The organism is Schinkia azotoformans (assembly GCF_035811335.1).
In the GTDB taxonomy this organism is placed as follows: Bacteria; Bacillota; Bacilli; order Bacillales; family Bacillaceae_J; genus Schinkia; species Schinkia azotoformans.
Map to the genome: position 1 here is coordinate 1 of NZ_JARSMD010000048.1, position 14,819 is coordinate 14,819.

The following is a 14,819-nucleotide window of genomic DNA, read 5'->3' on the forward strand; positions in this document are numbered from 1 at the left end:
AAACAGGGTGATTAATAACAATATATTTCAAAAAGAAAAAAAGAAGATAAGATAAATGAATATGATATTGATGCCAGAATGGATAACATGCGAATATGTGTGAATTATGTTTTTGAGTATTTTAATCAGTATTTAAATATTGAAGAAATGGAACAAAAGACATTTTTAAACGAAGAACGTTTAGTTAAGTTCAGAAATCAACTGGAAATGTATGATAATGAAATTCAAGAATGGTTAGTTAATATCTATGACGTACATGAAAAACATATCCATCGCTCTATAATTAGTTTTCTAAAGAAGGATGAATTATTTTTTCTTTATTTTAAAGACGAAGAATTTAGAAGTTGTTCTTACGATGCTTATGCCCAGTTAATAAAAAAGAACGCATTTTTAAAGGGACAAACAGAAATGTTATTCCTCTTTATAAAAGATTACCATAGGATTGAAAGTGAAAGAGAAATAAATACTCCTTCAGTATTTTTAACCGAAGAAATCAACGAGTGGTTAGAAAAGACGTGGAATAAGTACAAAGTAAATATTTGGGCTTTTGCTTCAGATTATTTATCAGGATTTTATAATGATGATTCCTTATGGCCATTAAAACATAAAGTTAAGAGTAAAGAAGAATGGAAACCATATATGTATGATTATAAGCAAAAAACAAATCTATTTAATCTGAATTCCCTCTACACAAAAATTTCTCGAAAACCTTTTATCAAAGGAAAAAAACAGTATCTTGAGATAATAATGATGTACATATGGTTACATGAAATATGGGGAGATGAGGAAAACTATTGGGAAGAATATCGTAATAAGGTTGTCAATAATTTATAAAATTTGTTTTCACAGTTTTTTGTATAAGACTAAAAAGTATAAGTCTTCTGTGATAAATTTGGTAGCTACAGGTTGAACATTGCGAAAAACTATGGTGATTAGAGTGAAATTGGAAGGGTTGTTATTTATATTCTCATGTAAAAGGGTGAAAGTTATTGAAGATGGTTGAGGTATTTGAAGAACAGGTTATTAAGATAACAGAACAGAAATTGATGCAATCTTTAGAAAAGTTAAAAGAAGATGTGCATCTTCAATGGAAATTTAGAGTATTGACTGATTTATCATCAACATTAGAGAAAATTGAAGTTATTTTACAAGATTTTAGTATGAGCAATGAAAATACGGATAAATGGATAGCGAAGAGAAATAAAATTTTAGAGAAACATGATAAAATATATTCTGAATTAGAAACTGAAGGATTTGAGAATTCATGGATAATGACAATTATTAAATATGAATTGGAAAATTATAAGAAAGTTGTAGATTTGGCAAGAGAAGAGGCATACAAGAAATATTTTGGGAAAGTCAGTATTGAGGATATTGATATAATGGACAACCGTTGGGAACTCGTAGGACAACAAATAAAACAAGCAAAAGATAATTATATTAATGGCAATTGATTATCTATAAACATTCTTGAAGAAAAAGGGAGTATAAGATTACTCCCCGCTGTGGTATTAAATTTGTCATTGAATTCCTATGAATCGATTTAATTAACCTCTCGGTGGGTAAGAGTCATTTCCGTAGCTGTTTTTTTCTCGGATTCTTCCTTTTAGATTATGAATAACAAGTTCTGATTGCTGATTTTTTGCAATTCCCCTACCATATGCGATAGCTTCACGCTGGGTATCGAAAATTTTTGTTGCTCTTGAATTTCCTGCACCTTTTACTTGAAATCCTCCACCAGAATGCGGTGTAACATGTTGATTTTTCCTCATTTATACATCCCCTCATAAGTTGATATGGTGTGGGAGGCGAACGTAAGGTCCTCTTTTATGAAAATAAAATTTGTTGTAATATAAACGTGTATATATAAATCTATGGCTCTTATTTGTTCTGCAAAACAAATAAGGGCTTTTTTATTTTAGCTTTCTCTTTAACTCTCGTTCGAGCTTCTGCATTTCTCTTTTTACTTGTTTATCTACTTGTCTATTTAGCTCTCTAATCGCTCTATTAACTTGTGAAGTATTGATTTTCACTCTTACCATATGGTTCACCTCCTCATATGTAATCCTTTTTCGTTTGTTTCCCCCACAATACAGAATTATAGCACCTTATTCCTTAATTAACAATATATAGTTGTTTATTTATTTCAGACATACTATATGTTGTGTTTTGTTGGGTATTTTTATAATTTATCAAACTTAAAAATATTAGAATGTATGATAATACTCAAGAATAAGTAAGGGGGTGATAGAGTTTCAACCATTTTCCCTCAATTTTCATTTGCCATAGTTGTTTCATTTATTTTGGAAAAGCTCTATATTTTTGAACATATCCTTAATTGCTCATTTTTTTGTATTCTATCATCTTCACTTTATTGTTTATCCCTGTTCTATCATCGAATATTTTTTCAAGCGAAATCTATAATATATCATTCTTAATATAAAACAAGGAATTCTATTAAGAAGAATTACAACAGGAGGTTCTAATTTATTAAACGGATTAGGCAGATTAAGCAGGAGGAAAAGTATATGAATGGAAATGTTGTTAATGTAAAGGGGAACAGGGAGATTCCAAGAACGTTTTCTCAGAATCTCAAACATTATCGTTTACAGAAAAATTTAACTTACAAACAGTTAGGTGAGATGGCAAAAATAGATGCAGGGTACATTCATAAGCTCGAAAAAGGCATTAGACGTGCTCCCAGCTATCCAATTATACGAAATCTCTCAAGGGCTTTAAATGTGAATATAACGGATTTAATTGATATTGACCCTATTGAAGAAGACCTTCCGAGAAAAAGTATTCAAGAAGTGTTGGTTTATAACGAATATCTGATTAAGGGAAAATTGCCGACAATGGAGGCGAGGGAGAACCTTTTATCACTTATACAGACATTATTGGATAGCGAGTGGAAAGAACATAGTAAACATGTGGATGCAGTTAAGATTTTAAACAAAGTAGATACATTTCTTAAGGCATTACAGTAAAGCAAAAAAAGGTGGAAAAGAGAACTATGACTTTTTATAGTTCTCTTTTTCTATATAAAATGAATAGAAATTTGGGGTGAATAGATTGTCAAAAATGGGAAGCGAGAAGGAGACAATTTTTACGTTATACATGGCAAAGCATCTGGATATTCTGGAAAAGGAATTGAATCTAAATTTATCTGAAGTAGTATTGGAACAAAGTTTTGATATTACGAGTAGAGATGATGTACAAAAGAAAAAGGTATTGATGTTGGATATGTATGGGATTGAGCAAGAGTTAAAAGTCGAAGTCATTATTGAAAATGTACTAACAAAATCAGATGGTAGTCATCAGAGACGATTGCTTAAAATTATTGAAAGATTAGAAAAGGGAATAATAATTTACCAAGCATTAGGATTCAGGCCAAAAGATGTGGAGCGATTGAAAAATGCAGTAGAAGGAAAAGATATTAATCTATATTTTGTGCAAATCAATAAAGAGTTGCTTCCGTTAATTAATAAGCTCAATACGGAAACTCATAAGTTAAGGATTTACGAGAACTTAAATGTTCTCAATACCGTTGCAAAGCCTATTACACAACTAAAGGATATAAGTGTTGTAAAGCCGATACAAGGCGATGTGTCATTATTGAGGGTAGAGATAGAAAGTGACCTCTCTAAACCCCATGTTAAGGCAAATAATTACTTGTTAGACCAATTACAAACTAATATACCCTATTTCTTTCCATTCCAAAGGAGAAAAAATCTCGAAAACAGATACCTTTCTTTTGGATTCGGAAAAAGTGGCGTGTCCTTACTGATTTCAATTGAGGATATGCGTCACAGAGCTTACGTGAAATTAACATTTAGAGAGTTTAGTCCCCAAATCTATTACAAAATTAAGGATAGAGAAGAAAAGGCAAGAGAATTAATTGGACAGGAACTTCAGTTTTGGGATAACAAACATACGATAGAGTTTCAATTTAAACCATATCGTGATGTTAGAGATACAGTAAATAGGTTAGTCGAAGTTGCTGAAAAGTTCATCTTATTATTCAGTAATGACGTTTTATACGGGGAGGATAGGCAAGACATGATGCAAGAGCTACAGTATAGCCTGTAGTTAAGTAGGAACAAGGCATTGGGTTATCCAGTGCCTCTTTTAAATAGGTTACTTTTGTTTAAGACATAAAAAAGTAGACTATCATTCCGATGATTTTGTCCAACTAACGCACATGATTGTTGAGAAAGACGGAACTGTTCTTACGGACAGCCCCGTTCATAAAATATTATAATACTTAATTTTGTTCATCAAGTTCAATAAAGTAATGGTCCTTACGATAAGAAATTGCCTCCATTGTTGCGATTAAATTTTGCTCATGAAAAATCTCAATTCGATAAAATCCAGTACGAAAGTTTCTTCTAACTTCAGTTGCACGTGCTACTATCTTGTCTCCTGGTTTAGCTGATTCCATAAACTGAATGGTTGTCGATAGCCCCATCGATGTTTTTCCATACGCATTACACGCTACTGAAAAAGCATGGTCTGCTAAAGCATAAATAACTGCCCCATGAACAGTTCCATAAGCATTTCCCATATGCTCTTGTACTTCTATATATGCTTCTGCAAAACCAGCCTTAAATTCTGTTAGCTGAATGCCGAGTGATAGAGCATATGGGTCATTTTTTACTTTTTCATAAATTTCCTCGTAATGTTTCTTGTGAATTTGATGTTCATCAATTTTCTTCTTCATTTTTACCTCTCCCTCTAACTTATATTGAATATTTTTACTCCACCACCATTTATATAAGGAATGATATTAGGAGATAAAGTAACTACTTTTAACAAAAATTTTCAAAAAACAAATTGTACAAACATCATGTAGAAAACCGTTCCCCCAGCTATGGATATTAGCATGTTTTTCCTCCAAAAATGAAGAAATACAACTACCGCCACCCCTAAAAGTTCAGGGATGCCATGACTTTCAGATAGGATGCTAACATCCTTAAAACAATAAATGACTAAAAGTCCAATAACTGCTGATGGTAACACTTTACCGAGATACTGTACATACTTCGGTGTGGGTTTACCTGATGGGAAAAAGATAAATGGAAGAAATCTTGTAAGCATCGTGCCTAAAACCACCATTGCAATTGTAATAATCTGCTGAGTTAAACTCATAGTCATATGGTGTCCACCTCCGTTTTCTCAAGGTGCTTTCTAAGTACAGTTAGCATTCCTAAAATTGTAAGCATAGCAGGGATAATGAAATTATTTCCACCAAAAATAATAAGACAAACTGCTGACAGACCAACTCCCACGAGAGCACTAAGGTGCTTTTTCTCCTTCATCCATTGTTCAATGAAAATGACGACAAAGAGGGCTGTCATAACAAAGTCAAGTCCTTCTGTGTTGAACTTGACAAGAGAGCCAAAAATGCCACCAATCGCTGAACCTATTACCCAATACGAATGATTGAGCAGTGTCACAAAGAACATGAACCAACCCTTGTCTACATTCCTTGGGATATTAACAGTGGAATTGATAGAAAAAGATTCGTCACAAAGCCCATAAATCATATAAAACTTTTTCATCCCAATTCCCCTGTACTTATCCAACATGGAAATACCGTAAAACAAATGTCGTGCATTCACCATCAGGGTTAGAAAAAGGGCGTTAATCGGATTAAAAGCTACAAGCAGAAAATTGACTGCAACAAACTCCATTGACCCTGCAAATATAAATAGACTCATTAAAATTGGATAAATTGCATTAAATCCCAATGAGTTCATAAAAATTCCATAAGCAATTCCCAAAAAGACAAATCCTGCAAAAATTGGGGCTGTGTATGGGAAAGCCGAACGAAATGCCATCCATATTTGATTTTTATTATTATTCATGTGATTGGATATCCTAAGAGGATTTATTTGTAAAGACTTTTTGCTGTCATTCATCTCCGTAACTCCTAAACTTCGTCAATTGGAACACTAACAGTTCTTTTTTCTGTGCTCATTACCATGCTTGTTTCAACACCATTGATAGCAGGATTTTGCATTAATGAATCAATGATAAAATTCCGATAACTCTCCATGTCCTTTGCTACAATCTTAAGCATATAGTCATGGCTTCCTGTAAGTGTGTAGCACTCTTGAACTTGTGGATATTTGTTTATATCCTCTAAAAATGAATGAATGGTTTCCCTATTCAGGGGCGATAAGTTGATAAGAGCTATTGCTGTGACTTCAATTCCTAATTTTTTTTCATCAACAATAGTAGTAAATTTTTTAATAATACCTGTTTCTAATAGGTTTTTTGTTCTCGCAAGACAAGCTGATGGTGAAAGTCCAATTTTCTTTGATAAATTAATGTTTGAAATTGATGCATCCTCCTGCAATTCTCTTAATATTGCTTTATCACTATCGTCAAGGATAATTGTCATTCTTCAAACCCTCCTATTCACCTTGAATAATATTTCCCTCTATTGATATATTAACGAATATTTATTTGTTAATCAACTAATTTACAAAATTTAATTTATAAAAATATAATATATAGAGAATAAAATTCAACTTAAATGGTGTTGTTTAAATGATGCTTTTATAGGTTTTTTCAACATCTACTAAAAACACGCTTACAGAAGCATACTATCCAGTTCTTTCACTCTGGAATGGGACGTTTGGGCGAACGAAAACACCTACCGATGTTGGTCGGCGGTATGTAACGTGTCCCAAATATCCAACCATTAATGGAATAAGAAAGCCAAATATCTAAACAATTACGAAGTAAGTACAAAATAATTTAATAACAATTCATACTTCACCATACCTTTTCAGCAATTATTCGGAGTAATTACGTATAAAGTATGAAAATGTTCATGTTTTTTCGGATAGAAACTGTGGTCATTCAGGTCATTATGTAATGATTTCTTAATTAGACAATGAAAAAAGGCACAGGGAGCTTTGCCTGTGCCATTAAAAAAGTCTATTTACTCAATCTCTTGGTACTTGTTAATAAATTCTAATAAACTTTCCGCTATTAGGTCTTGAATTTTCAGGTGAGGGAACTGGTTCTCACATAACTTGGAGAACTTTTCGTAAATGTTTTCGTTCAACTTCAAATTTTTGTTCACGTATTTTGCCTTGGTATTGTAGATATCTTTATCTAAGACAAGCGTAGGGCTTTCGTTTACGGTAGACACTAAACTTTTTAAGGTTTCTAAATTCTCTTTTAAAAAAGTAAGTTCTTCTTGAAAGCCAGTTGTTGCTTTATCAGATGGTTTCATAGTCCCCAGTAATTCTTTATCCCGAATAAACTTAAAATATTGATTCTCTCTGGCTATATAAGTGTAGTCGCCAGTCTGCATGGATTTTGTAAAAGTAGAATATGCCAAGCCTAAAGCCTCTGCAACTCCTTTTAAATCGCTGTTTACAAGCATTTTGTTTATTTCTTCTGCACGTTTATCTACATCCATAGTAAAAAATCTATCTTTATTCATGTACTTTGCTCCTTTCTATTAGTTTCTTTTTTAGTATTATAGAAAATTATTTTTCCTTTATAACTGCACTCTGTCGGAGCTATTTTAAGCAGGGATTCGTAAGAGAAAACGAGGCTAAAAGTAAAGGTAGAGGGTTAAAAAGTTGTTTGAAACATATCTACATTTGTACAGGAAGTAGCCTTCAATTTAACGATTGACCGATGCCGAATTTATATAAAATGTGATTTCTATTTTTGAACGTAAATTGCCGATAAAAGCAGTCGCATCAAGGGTTTAGATAGTTCTCCAACTTTCGGAAAACATAAACCTATATATGTCCTAAAAAACGTCTAAAATTGATTTGCAAAATGCTGATGAATAGTTCTTTTCAAATGTCAAAAGACTCCTCAAAAAAGACTTCTTCTATTGAAATTTTCGTCTTATATTGCAAAAACAAGAGAACTTTTAATCAACAGCCAAGCTGTTTTAAGAAAACCCCTTCTAATAAATCTAAGGTTTCTAAAAACCATGTCATATAATCAAAATCAGTTAAACTACATTTCTTTTGAAAAGTCGTATTAAGCAAAACATTACCAAAAGGATAATAGCCATTCTATCGTTTGAATCCTATCCATAGAAAATCTCAAGTCCATAAACAGCAGAATTAACGATAAAGAGGTTGCAACGACACTGGTTATACGTAATATCGCTAATAACTTGTTGAAGATTCAACTGATAATGAGTAGTGGAAAATTTTATGTAAGACAGAATAGAACCGTTATGGTATTGGGGCAACTGCTGTATGGCGGTAAAATAAAAGTATCGGATGAAGTTGTTTCATTGAATTTGTTGTTGCTATCAGTATAAAGGGCTTACGACTATGTAATTGCGGTGGCTCAAAATTAAGTAATCAGTGGTGAGGCAGGGAAATTATTATAAAACTATCGATGAATCTCTATCATATAGAAATGCTATAAGAAAGGAGTGAATGGTTTATTGCAACTGCAACAAGTGAAATCAAGAGAAAGGGAACACCACAGAATCCAGGTAAACGGTTCGAGCAGGATTTTTATGATTCTGTTCCAGCAGACGTATTCTTTTATCGATTGAAAGATGATAGTTTAGGATTCGCCAACGTAAAAAATCCCTGCGATTTTATCTTATATAAGATTCCGAATATCTATCTATTAGAGCTAAAGAGCCATAAAGGTAAATCAATTCCTTTCGGAGCTTTACAGCCATACCAAGTTGAATCATTACATCGTTATAGTCAGATGGAGGGAGTGGTTGCAGGATTTGTATTCAATTTTAGAGATATAAATGAAACGTATTTTGTGGATGCGGTAACAGCTTATCAGTTTTACCATGACGGTGAACGCAAGAGTTTTTCATTAGGGTGGATTAAGGAAAAGGGGATTCTTATTCCTCAAAAGTTAAAGCGAACTCGGTATCAATATGATTTAAGCAATCTATCAAATTATTAAAATTCAGATAAAAAAACGAAAAATGGAGGAATGAGAGTGGGAAAAATAATTGAAATTGAAAGAAATTACGAAGACGAGTTTCATCATAATTTATGGACTATCCTCAAAAGGGAAATAGATGAAAAGCCAGAATTTATGGGCTGGTATAGAAAAGAAAGGGTCATTAAGTTGAATGAAGAATTGTACAAGCTGACAGAATTTAAATGTTATGTTACGGAAGTATCGCTTACTCTAAAGCCATTTACAGGCGATGTAAGCAAGATAAAAGAGAAGTATGAGGGTGAAGTTGATTATGTAAATGAAAGAGAAATGGGATAGTATCAGAAGCCCCTGCGAAGGAGCTTCTATTTTCTTTTTGAGACATTGTTAATGGCATTTAACGAACCTTTCACCATGTTTTTGTATCGACTTGTGTACAGTTCTAATACCTTCAAAATTATATCTTCTTCCTTTGCTACATAATCTCCGAAAGACTTTAGCAATACAATCTCTCCAATTTCCTGTTCTAACGCTTCTGAAAGAATTATCTCCACCTTTTTCATGCTCTGTACCCTTTCCTAATGTAAATGATTACTCCTATTCTGTTGAACTAATAGATTATTGATTTGAAAAGGGTGTGTTATTACGATGCCAATGGAAAGGAAATTTCATTTATAAGTTAAGTCAGATAAAAATGAATTGATAATATATAGTCAGCTTGGTAGTATGGTGATAATTGGATAAACTATTAGTTTAGAAATATTGAAGGAGGTTTACAGAGTGGAAAAAAGCGGGTTTCAAGTAAATGGCGTTGACCGTAGGGGAAATGATATTACGATTAGATGTGAAGGTGTAGACGACAAAGAGTTGGCTCATTTTGGAGGACTTGATATACATGTAAAAGCTACAAAAATGCTTATTGGCGATTCTCAAAATGGAATGTCTTTCCCAGAAAAAGAAGGAGATTATGATATAGGTAGTAAAGTAGTAGCTCTTTATTTGAATGAAGTCGGGGAGTTGCTTAGAAACCTATCTTTTGACCCTGAGTATTTAGATGAATACTCAAATATAGATTTAGTAAAAATGTTTCTTGAAAACGAGCTAAAAAATCCTGCAATAGCGAAAGTAATTGAAAAGGATAATGCTGAAATTCTACAAGAACGTAAAGAAATTGAAAGAGAAGAGAAAGAAATGTGGACTGGTTTTGTTGAAGGTCTTAAAAATAGAGATATGTAATGAACGCCATTTTATGGTGTTTTTTTATGTTTACTTTCAAACAAGTGTTAGACGAATAAAAAAAGACCGCTTATTGCAGTCCAAGTCTGTTGGGATTAGGTTAAAGTACGGATTTCTTTCAATAAAAGTATTAGAGAATACTTTTTCGATTTAATTCTTTTTGGAGTAATTCATTTGCTCTTGCTTTAATTGATTGTACACTTGGATGATTTGACTCTACTATAATTTTAAGTGCCTCTACTTGTTTTCCTTCAACAAATATACGTTTAGCTTTTACAGTTCTTGAATTCTTGGACTTTTGTGTGAAGTCCTCCTGAATCTTTTCAATTACTACTGAGTTGGGAACATTCTTCGTTTCTAATTCTTTAAAATCCTCATAGTATTTTATGAAAATTCCTTTTCCCACACGATTTAATAAATCCTCAACCTGTATTGTATTTGCCAAAGCTATCACCTCAACTATATTTTATAACTCTAACATAGCACAAAAGCCTTGTTTTTGATTTTATCGATAAAACACTTTCTCAGAACGTTATATATTTAAGGGGGGATTAATCAAATGGATGTATATTACAATGGGGATTTCTATCAATGAAGATATCTTTATCTATGGAAAGGAGACTAAAATATGTGAGTATATAAAAAATCACATATTTTAGTCTTTTTTGGATTTCTTATTGTGTTTCTTATTGTGTTAAAGTACCCGTTATTTCAATAAGAGTTTTGATGTTTTTTATGATTTTACAGCCTCTAATTTCATGATGGCACCAAAATGTTGTGACGCAGTAGTAAATGTAATAAATGAACAAAGCTCACTAATTTCTGCATCAGAAAGGTAGCCCCTCAGTACATTAAATTGAGCGTCTGATATATCCCCTTTTTGTTTTAAAAAAGCCTCAGCAAATCCGACTGCAATAGTCATCTTTTCATCGAACAATTGGGGTTCAGGTTTTCCTTTTGCTTTACAATACTCACAACCATTTTGTTGTGCTAAAGTTCGCCTAACTTGTTCTTTTAATTGAGCAGTAAGTATTCCATCTTTCTCAAACGCATCTCCTAACTGGTTCCACAAGACCATTAGTTCTTGATTATGCCCTAAAAGTCTTTGGAAAGGGGTTGCACCGTATTGAGATTCAACAATCCTTGTCATAAAAATCCCTCCTTGTACTTTATCATATCGAATGATTCTGTTCTTTCACATTAAATTATAAATTGAAATTCCTCTTATTCTTTGATAAATTAAGGTAAATAGGAGGTTTAACTTAAAATATGAAAATTGACACAATCGATATGAGAATAATAGATGAATTAAACGAAAATAGTCGCCTATCAATGAGTGAGCTTGGAAGAAGAATTAATTTATCGTCTCCATCTGTAACTGAGCGTGTAAGGAGAATGGAATCACTTGGGGTAATAAAAAAATATACACTGGAGGTGGATTATGAGAAATTAGGCCTTCCAGTCCAATGTATAATAGAAGCAACTATAAAAAATGGGGACTATAACGCCTTTAAGAAATACATTGAGGGGCTACCAAATGTGGAATTTTGTTATCGAATTGCTGGTAATGCCTGTTACATGTTGAAAATGCAATTTGACACTTTTGGCAAGGCAGAAGAGTTTATTGAAAATGTTAATCCATTTGCTCGTACTGTCACACACTTTATATTTTCGCAGGTCCAGACAAATTTAAAGTTTAATTAGGTTTTATTATATTAACCTGCTCCGTTAATATAATAAGAACTGCTTAGCAATTACGTATATAAGTGTTATGCAGTATCTTAGAGAGAAATAATTTCAAAAGAATCAATAAACAAATTTTCAAAACCTACGTCATATAAAAGCCCAAAACCAAATGAGATATAAGTAATCGAATTGGTGGGAAATTCTTACTCTGATTAGGAAAAGATGGGATAAGATAAATAATTGGATGAATGAAGTTTTAGAAAAATACCTAACCCTTATGGGGGTAATTGGTAAGGGTAATATTGGAACTTGTATATTAAGCATTAGGAATAAGTGTCGTTGAAGGATGGAACTGCTCGGGAACAACTTCTCCAGCAGATTTTTTAAGGAAACGATGGGAAGTTGGGAGAGGGAACATGAATATCTTTTTAGATACGAATGCCATATATTATGACCCCTTCTTTAAAAAGGGGAAAAATAGAATTCTATTAAACTTTGCAAAACATGAAGACGTAAAAATATACATATGTAAAGCTGTATATACCGAACTTTTTAGAGCACATAAGGTTTTTATTGAGCAACAACTGAAAGCGGCCAATGAATCAATGGTTAAATTGAGCCCCTTTTTAGATAAGACAGCTCAAAATTTTGTTATTGATATAAAACTTGATGACATTTTAGAGGATTTCCATAAGCAGTTTAATTGCTTCCAAGACGAAAGCCAAATCGAAATTATTGAGTACGATGGGGATATATTAGAAGATATTATTGAAGCTGACATGTATGAGAAAAGTCCATTTATAAAGCAGGGGAACATTACTAATAATAAAGGTCAAAACGTCAAAACCGTAAATAAGGCGATAAGAGATGCGATTATTTGGTATTCGTATCAACGATTTGCAGAGAAAAATAAGTTAGAAAACTGCTATTTTATTTCTAATAATACAAAAGAATTTGGCGATATTGGCTCTAAAAGCAGTCCGAAGGAAATGCCATATCCCCTCCATCCCGAAATTAGTAAGAATAGCGAGATAACTGCATATAAAAATATACATGATTTTCTCGCCCATAATGATGGACAGATAAAGAGATTGTTTAAAGATTTACATACAAAAGTTTTATCTGGTGAACTATTTGATAAAGTTGAGGAAGAACTAAGGAACGGAATTGCTGAGGAATTGATACAAAAGTTTTTTGCAGACGAAATATTATCCGAAACTTATAGTTTTCTTTCCAATATGCAACCTAATGGGATACATGAAGATTATTTTATGCAAGGGTACGTTGACCCGTTATTGTTTGGGAATATTAGTGATATTCAACTAAGCGAAGTTGATGTATATGGAGATTCTATTTCTGTCTCAGTAGATGTTGATGTGGAAATGGAAGTAGATATCTATATTTATAATCCTGTTCATGATGATTTAGATGAAAAATTTGAAAGTTATGCTACTGATATGGTAAAGGTTACGGAAAATATAGTCTTTTTGCTTCCAGTGGATACAGAAAAGGAATTGGATGTCGCTAACTTCTCTTTAAGAAAGTATATTGAAGGGAATGAACCAGACTATCTTAGTGTTGAAATAATCGAATGTGAAAATATAGACCATACGGATATGTTCCGTGAGGGAGAATATGAGGAATAAGGTGAGGGGAAAATGATTTTTAAATCAAATCCAGATATCTATAAGAATGCTTATCCAAATTGGCAAAAAACTATGAGGAAAAATGCCGAACAGTTTGCTCTGTATTCGGCTCAGTTTAAAGATTCTGCAGATAAATTAATTAATGATGTAGGTGAGAACCGAGGGCATATCGTGGATAGTTTTATTAATCCAGCTTTGTTTCTTTACCGACATTCAATTGAATTGTGTTTAAAAGCAATTCTTTACAAAGTTTATCTTGATAATGGTGTGGGTTACGAAAAAACCAAAGAAAAACTGGAAGGACATAGCTTAGATAGCTTATGGTCGAAGGTAAATAATGAGGTAAGGAGTAAGTATGGCTTTTTAGATAATCAACAAGCTAAGAACGAACTTAAGAAAATTGGTAAGTTAATAATGGAACTACATAATACTGATGACAGCTCTATGACTTTCAGATATCCGTTTGATAAAGACTTAGAAGAGTTTCAGTATGGTAATGGGAAAGAAAGTTTTGGAATTGACTTCAAGCATATGCAGAAGGAAATAGATTACGTTCATTCGAGACTGTATTATTGGATTTATGAAAGAGTTGCAAATAGAGAGGATTGGTAAAGATGAAGGATACCCAACTCTACTTTTGGAAGCCATTAATGGAGAGGTATAAAAAAGAGTTATCTATGGTGGCAGAATATTACAACCGAACGATACCCTCATTTGGCGACATTGAGAAAGAGGCTACCGATTATGCTGATTCCATCTATAATAACTTTCCAGCAGATGAAAATACTGACCCCGTCACTGTTGCAGATTTTGCAAATGATGAAGGGATACAACTATATGAGCTTTTGAACACAATGAAAAAGAATCATCTATTGATGACTATTTCAATGTTGTGTCAGATTTGGGAACAGCAATTAATTAAGTTTTCTTTAACGGAGATGCGTCACTTTTTACCAATCCGCAACAATGCGTTATCGTTCCGTGATGCAAAAAAGATTTTTGAATTACATGGTGTTAAGTTTGAAGAGATTGCATCATGGAATAAGATAAGAGAAATGAGGCTACTGGTCAATACAATCAAGCATGGTGATGGCGAATCAGCCAGAAAACTTAGGAAGATTAGACCAGATTATTTTGAACTCGATATTATAATTGGAACAGATACTCTGGAACTTGCAGGAGCAGTTTTGTTAGATTCATATTCCCTTGTGGTGGAGGAACAAGACTTTAGAAGCTACGTAGAATCAACAGAAACGTTTTGGGATGAAATGCCTGAACGGGCCTATTCAAATACAGATTCTATTATATCGGCATTCAGCAAAAAGAAATAAAAGAGCCAATAAGGCT

Annotated in this window: 22 protein-coding genes; 12 read left to right on the top strand and 10 right to left on the bottom strand. The window is 32.8% G+C overall.

Going from position 1 to position 14,819, the window contains the following annotated elements; genetic code table 11:
• The first annotated feature begins 78 nt into the window (after positions 1 to 78).
• Both P9E47_RS21220 and P9E47_RS21225 read left to right on the top strand, forming a co-directional pair.
• Positions 79 to 834, top strand: coding sequence for a hypothetical protein (locus tag P9E47_RS21220; RefSeq protein WP_326164810.1), 756 nt, complete (start codon positions 79 to 81; stop codon positions 832 to 834).
• Between the two features lie 155 nt (positions 835 to 989).
• Positions 990 to 1,454 carry a hypothetical protein gene (locus P9E47_RS21225; protein ID WP_326164813.1) on the top strand — a complete coding sequence of 155 codons (465 nt, stop codon included), beginning with the start codon at positions 990 to 992 and terminating at the stop codon, positions 1,452 to 1,454.
• A 93-nt stretch (positions 1,455 to 1,547) separates the two neighbouring features.
• Here P9E47_RS21225 and P9E47_RS21230 read toward each other — a convergent pair whose 3' ends face one another.
• Positions 1,548 to 1,772, bottom strand: a complete 225-nt coding sequence (locus tag P9E47_RS21230) for a DUF2188 domain-containing protein (protein WP_326164815.1) — start codon at positions 1,770 to 1,772, stop codon at positions 1,548 to 1,550.
• A 141-nt stretch (positions 1,773 to 1,913) separates the two neighbouring features.
• Positions 1,914 to 2,042 carry a hypothetical protein gene (locus P9E47_RS21235; protein ID WP_326164818.1) on the bottom strand — a complete coding sequence of 43 codons (129 nt, stop codon included), beginning with the start codon at positions 2,040 to 2,042 and terminating at the stop codon, positions 1,914 to 1,916.
• Between the two features lie 486 nt (positions 2,043 to 2,528).
• Between P9E47_RS21235 and P9E47_RS21240 the strand changes: the two genes are divergently transcribed.
• A complete protein-coding gene (locus tag P9E47_RS21240) occupies positions 2,529 to 2,987 on the top strand; it encodes a helix-turn-helix domain-containing protein (protein WP_326164819.1) in 459 nt (152 codons plus the stop codon).
• An 85-nt stretch (positions 2,988 to 3,072) separates the two neighbouring features.
• Complete coding sequence (locus tag P9E47_RS21245; RefSeq protein WP_326164821.1) at positions 3,073 to 4,089, top strand: hypothetical protein; 1,017 nt, start codon at positions 3,073 to 3,075, stop codon at positions 4,087 to 4,089.
• Positions 4,090 to 4,264: 175 nt separating this feature from the next.
• On the opposite strand, the gene P9E47_RS21250 is transcribed toward P9E47_RS21245, so the two are convergent.
• The 5 genes from P9E47_RS21250 to P9E47_RS21270 all read right to left on the bottom strand — a co-directional run bounded on the left by P9E47_RS21250 (position 4,265) and on the right by P9E47_RS21270 (position 7,462).
• The gene (locus P9E47_RS21250) at positions 4,265 to 4,720 is read right to left on the bottom strand and encodes a PaaI family thioesterase (RefSeq protein WP_326164824.1); all 456 of its coding nucleotides are present in this window, start codon (positions 4,718 to 4,720) and stop codon (positions 4,265 to 4,267) included.
• A gap of 101 nt (positions 4,721 to 4,821) precedes the next feature.
• Positions 4,822 to 5,154 carry a branched-chain amino acid transporter permease gene (locus tag P9E47_RS21255; protein ID WP_326164827.1) on the bottom strand — a complete coding sequence of 111 codons (333 nt, stop codon included), beginning with the start codon at positions 5,152 to 5,154 and terminating at the stop codon, positions 4,822 to 4,824.
• Positions 5,151 to 5,921, bottom strand: coding sequence for an azaleucine resistance protein AzlC (azlC, locus tag P9E47_RS21260; protein WP_326164829.1), 771 nt, complete (start codon positions 5,919 to 5,921; stop codon positions 5,151 to 5,153). Before azlC ends, P9E47_RS21255 begins: the two co-directional genes overlap by 4 nt.
• A gap of 11 nt (positions 5,922 to 5,932) precedes the next feature.
• A complete protein-coding gene (locus tag P9E47_RS21265; RefSeq protein ID WP_326164832.1) occupies positions 5,933 to 6,406 on the bottom strand; it encodes an Lrp/AsnC family transcriptional regulator in 474 nt (157 codons plus the stop codon).
• 546 nt (positions 6,407 to 6,952) lie between these two features.
• Entirely contained in the window at positions 6,953 to 7,462 is a 510-nt protein-coding gene (locus P9E47_RS21270) for a hypothetical protein (protein WP_326164835.1), read from the bottom strand.
• Positions 7,463 to 8,179: 717 nt separating this feature from the next.
• Between P9E47_RS21270 and P9E47_RS21275 the strand changes: the two genes are divergently transcribed.
• The 3 genes from P9E47_RS21275 (at position 8,180) to P9E47_RS21285 (ending at position 9,243) form a co-directional block, all read left to right on the top strand.
• Positions 8,180 to 8,308 carry a hypothetical protein gene (locus P9E47_RS21275; protein ID WP_326164836.1) on the top strand — a complete coding sequence of 43 codons (129 nt, stop codon included), beginning with the start codon at positions 8,180 to 8,182 and terminating at the stop codon, positions 8,306 to 8,308.
• Positions 8,309 to 8,547: 239 nt separating this feature from the next.
• Positions 8,548 to 8,925, top strand: coding sequence for a Holliday junction resolvase RecU (locus P9E47_RS21280; RefSeq protein WP_326164837.1), 378 nt, complete (start codon positions 8,548 to 8,550; stop codon positions 8,923 to 8,925).
• Positions 8,926 to 8,961: 36 nt separating this feature from the next.
• Positions 8,962 to 9,243 (top strand): hypothetical protein, encoded by a 282-nt coding sequence (locus tag P9E47_RS21285; RefSeq protein WP_326164838.1) that lies wholly within the window; start codon positions 8,962 to 8,964, stop codon positions 9,241 to 9,243.
• Between the two features lie 26 nt (positions 9,244 to 9,269).
• Here the strand turns inward: P9E47_RS21285 and P9E47_RS21290 are convergent, their stop codons facing one another.
• Positions 9,270 to 9,467 carry a hypothetical protein gene (locus P9E47_RS21290; protein WP_326164841.1) on the bottom strand — a complete coding sequence of 66 codons (198 nt, stop codon included), beginning with the start codon at positions 9,465 to 9,467 and terminating at the stop codon, positions 9,270 to 9,272.
• 217 nt (positions 9,468 to 9,684) lie between these two features.
• Here P9E47_RS21290 and P9E47_RS21295 point away from each other — a divergent pair, with 217 nt between their 5' ends.
• A complete protein-coding gene (locus P9E47_RS21295; protein ID WP_326164843.1) occupies positions 9,685 to 10,140 on the top strand; it encodes a hypothetical protein in 456 nt (151 codons plus the stop codon).
• A gap of 130 nt (positions 10,141 to 10,270) precedes the next feature.
• Here the strand turns inward: P9E47_RS21295 and P9E47_RS21300 are convergent, their stop codons facing one another.
• Entirely contained in the window at positions 10,271 to 10,585 is a 315-nt protein-coding gene (locus P9E47_RS21300) for a hypothetical protein (RefSeq protein ID WP_326164844.1), read from the bottom strand.
• Between the two features lie 288 nt (positions 10,586 to 10,873).
• Positions 10,874 to 11,290 (bottom strand): carboxymuconolactone decarboxylase family protein, encoded by a 417-nt coding sequence (locus P9E47_RS21305; RefSeq protein WP_326164846.1) that lies wholly within the window; start codon positions 11,288 to 11,290, stop codon positions 10,874 to 10,876.
• A gap of 119 nt (positions 11,291 to 11,409) precedes the next feature.
• Here P9E47_RS21305 and P9E47_RS21310 point away from each other — a divergent pair, with 119 nt between their 5' ends.
• The 4 genes from P9E47_RS21310 to P9E47_RS21325 all read left to right on the top strand — a co-directional run bounded on the left by P9E47_RS21310 (position 11,410) and on the right by P9E47_RS21325 (position 14,803).
• Positions 11,410 to 11,844, top strand: a complete 435-nt coding sequence (locus P9E47_RS21310; protein WP_326164849.1) for an Lrp/AsnC family transcriptional regulator — start codon at positions 11,410 to 11,412, stop codon at positions 11,842 to 11,844.
• Between the two features lie 398 nt (positions 11,845 to 12,242).
• Positions 12,243 to 13,472 (top strand): PIN domain-containing protein, encoded by a 1,230-nt coding sequence (locus P9E47_RS21315; protein WP_326164851.1) that lies wholly within the window; start codon positions 12,243 to 12,245, stop codon positions 13,470 to 13,472.
• 12 nt (positions 13,473 to 13,484) lie between these two features.
• Complete coding sequence (locus tag P9E47_RS21320; RefSeq protein WP_326164854.1) at positions 13,485 to 14,084, top strand: hypothetical protein; 600 nt, start codon at positions 13,485 to 13,487, stop codon at positions 14,082 to 14,084.
• Between the two features lie 2 nt (positions 14,085 to 14,086).
• The gene (locus P9E47_RS21325) at positions 14,087 to 14,803 is read left to right on the top strand and encodes a hypothetical protein (protein WP_326164856.1); all 717 of its coding nucleotides are present in this window, start codon (positions 14,087 to 14,089) and stop codon (positions 14,801 to 14,803) included.
• The last annotated feature ends 16 nt before the right edge of the window (positions 14,804 to 14,819 follow it).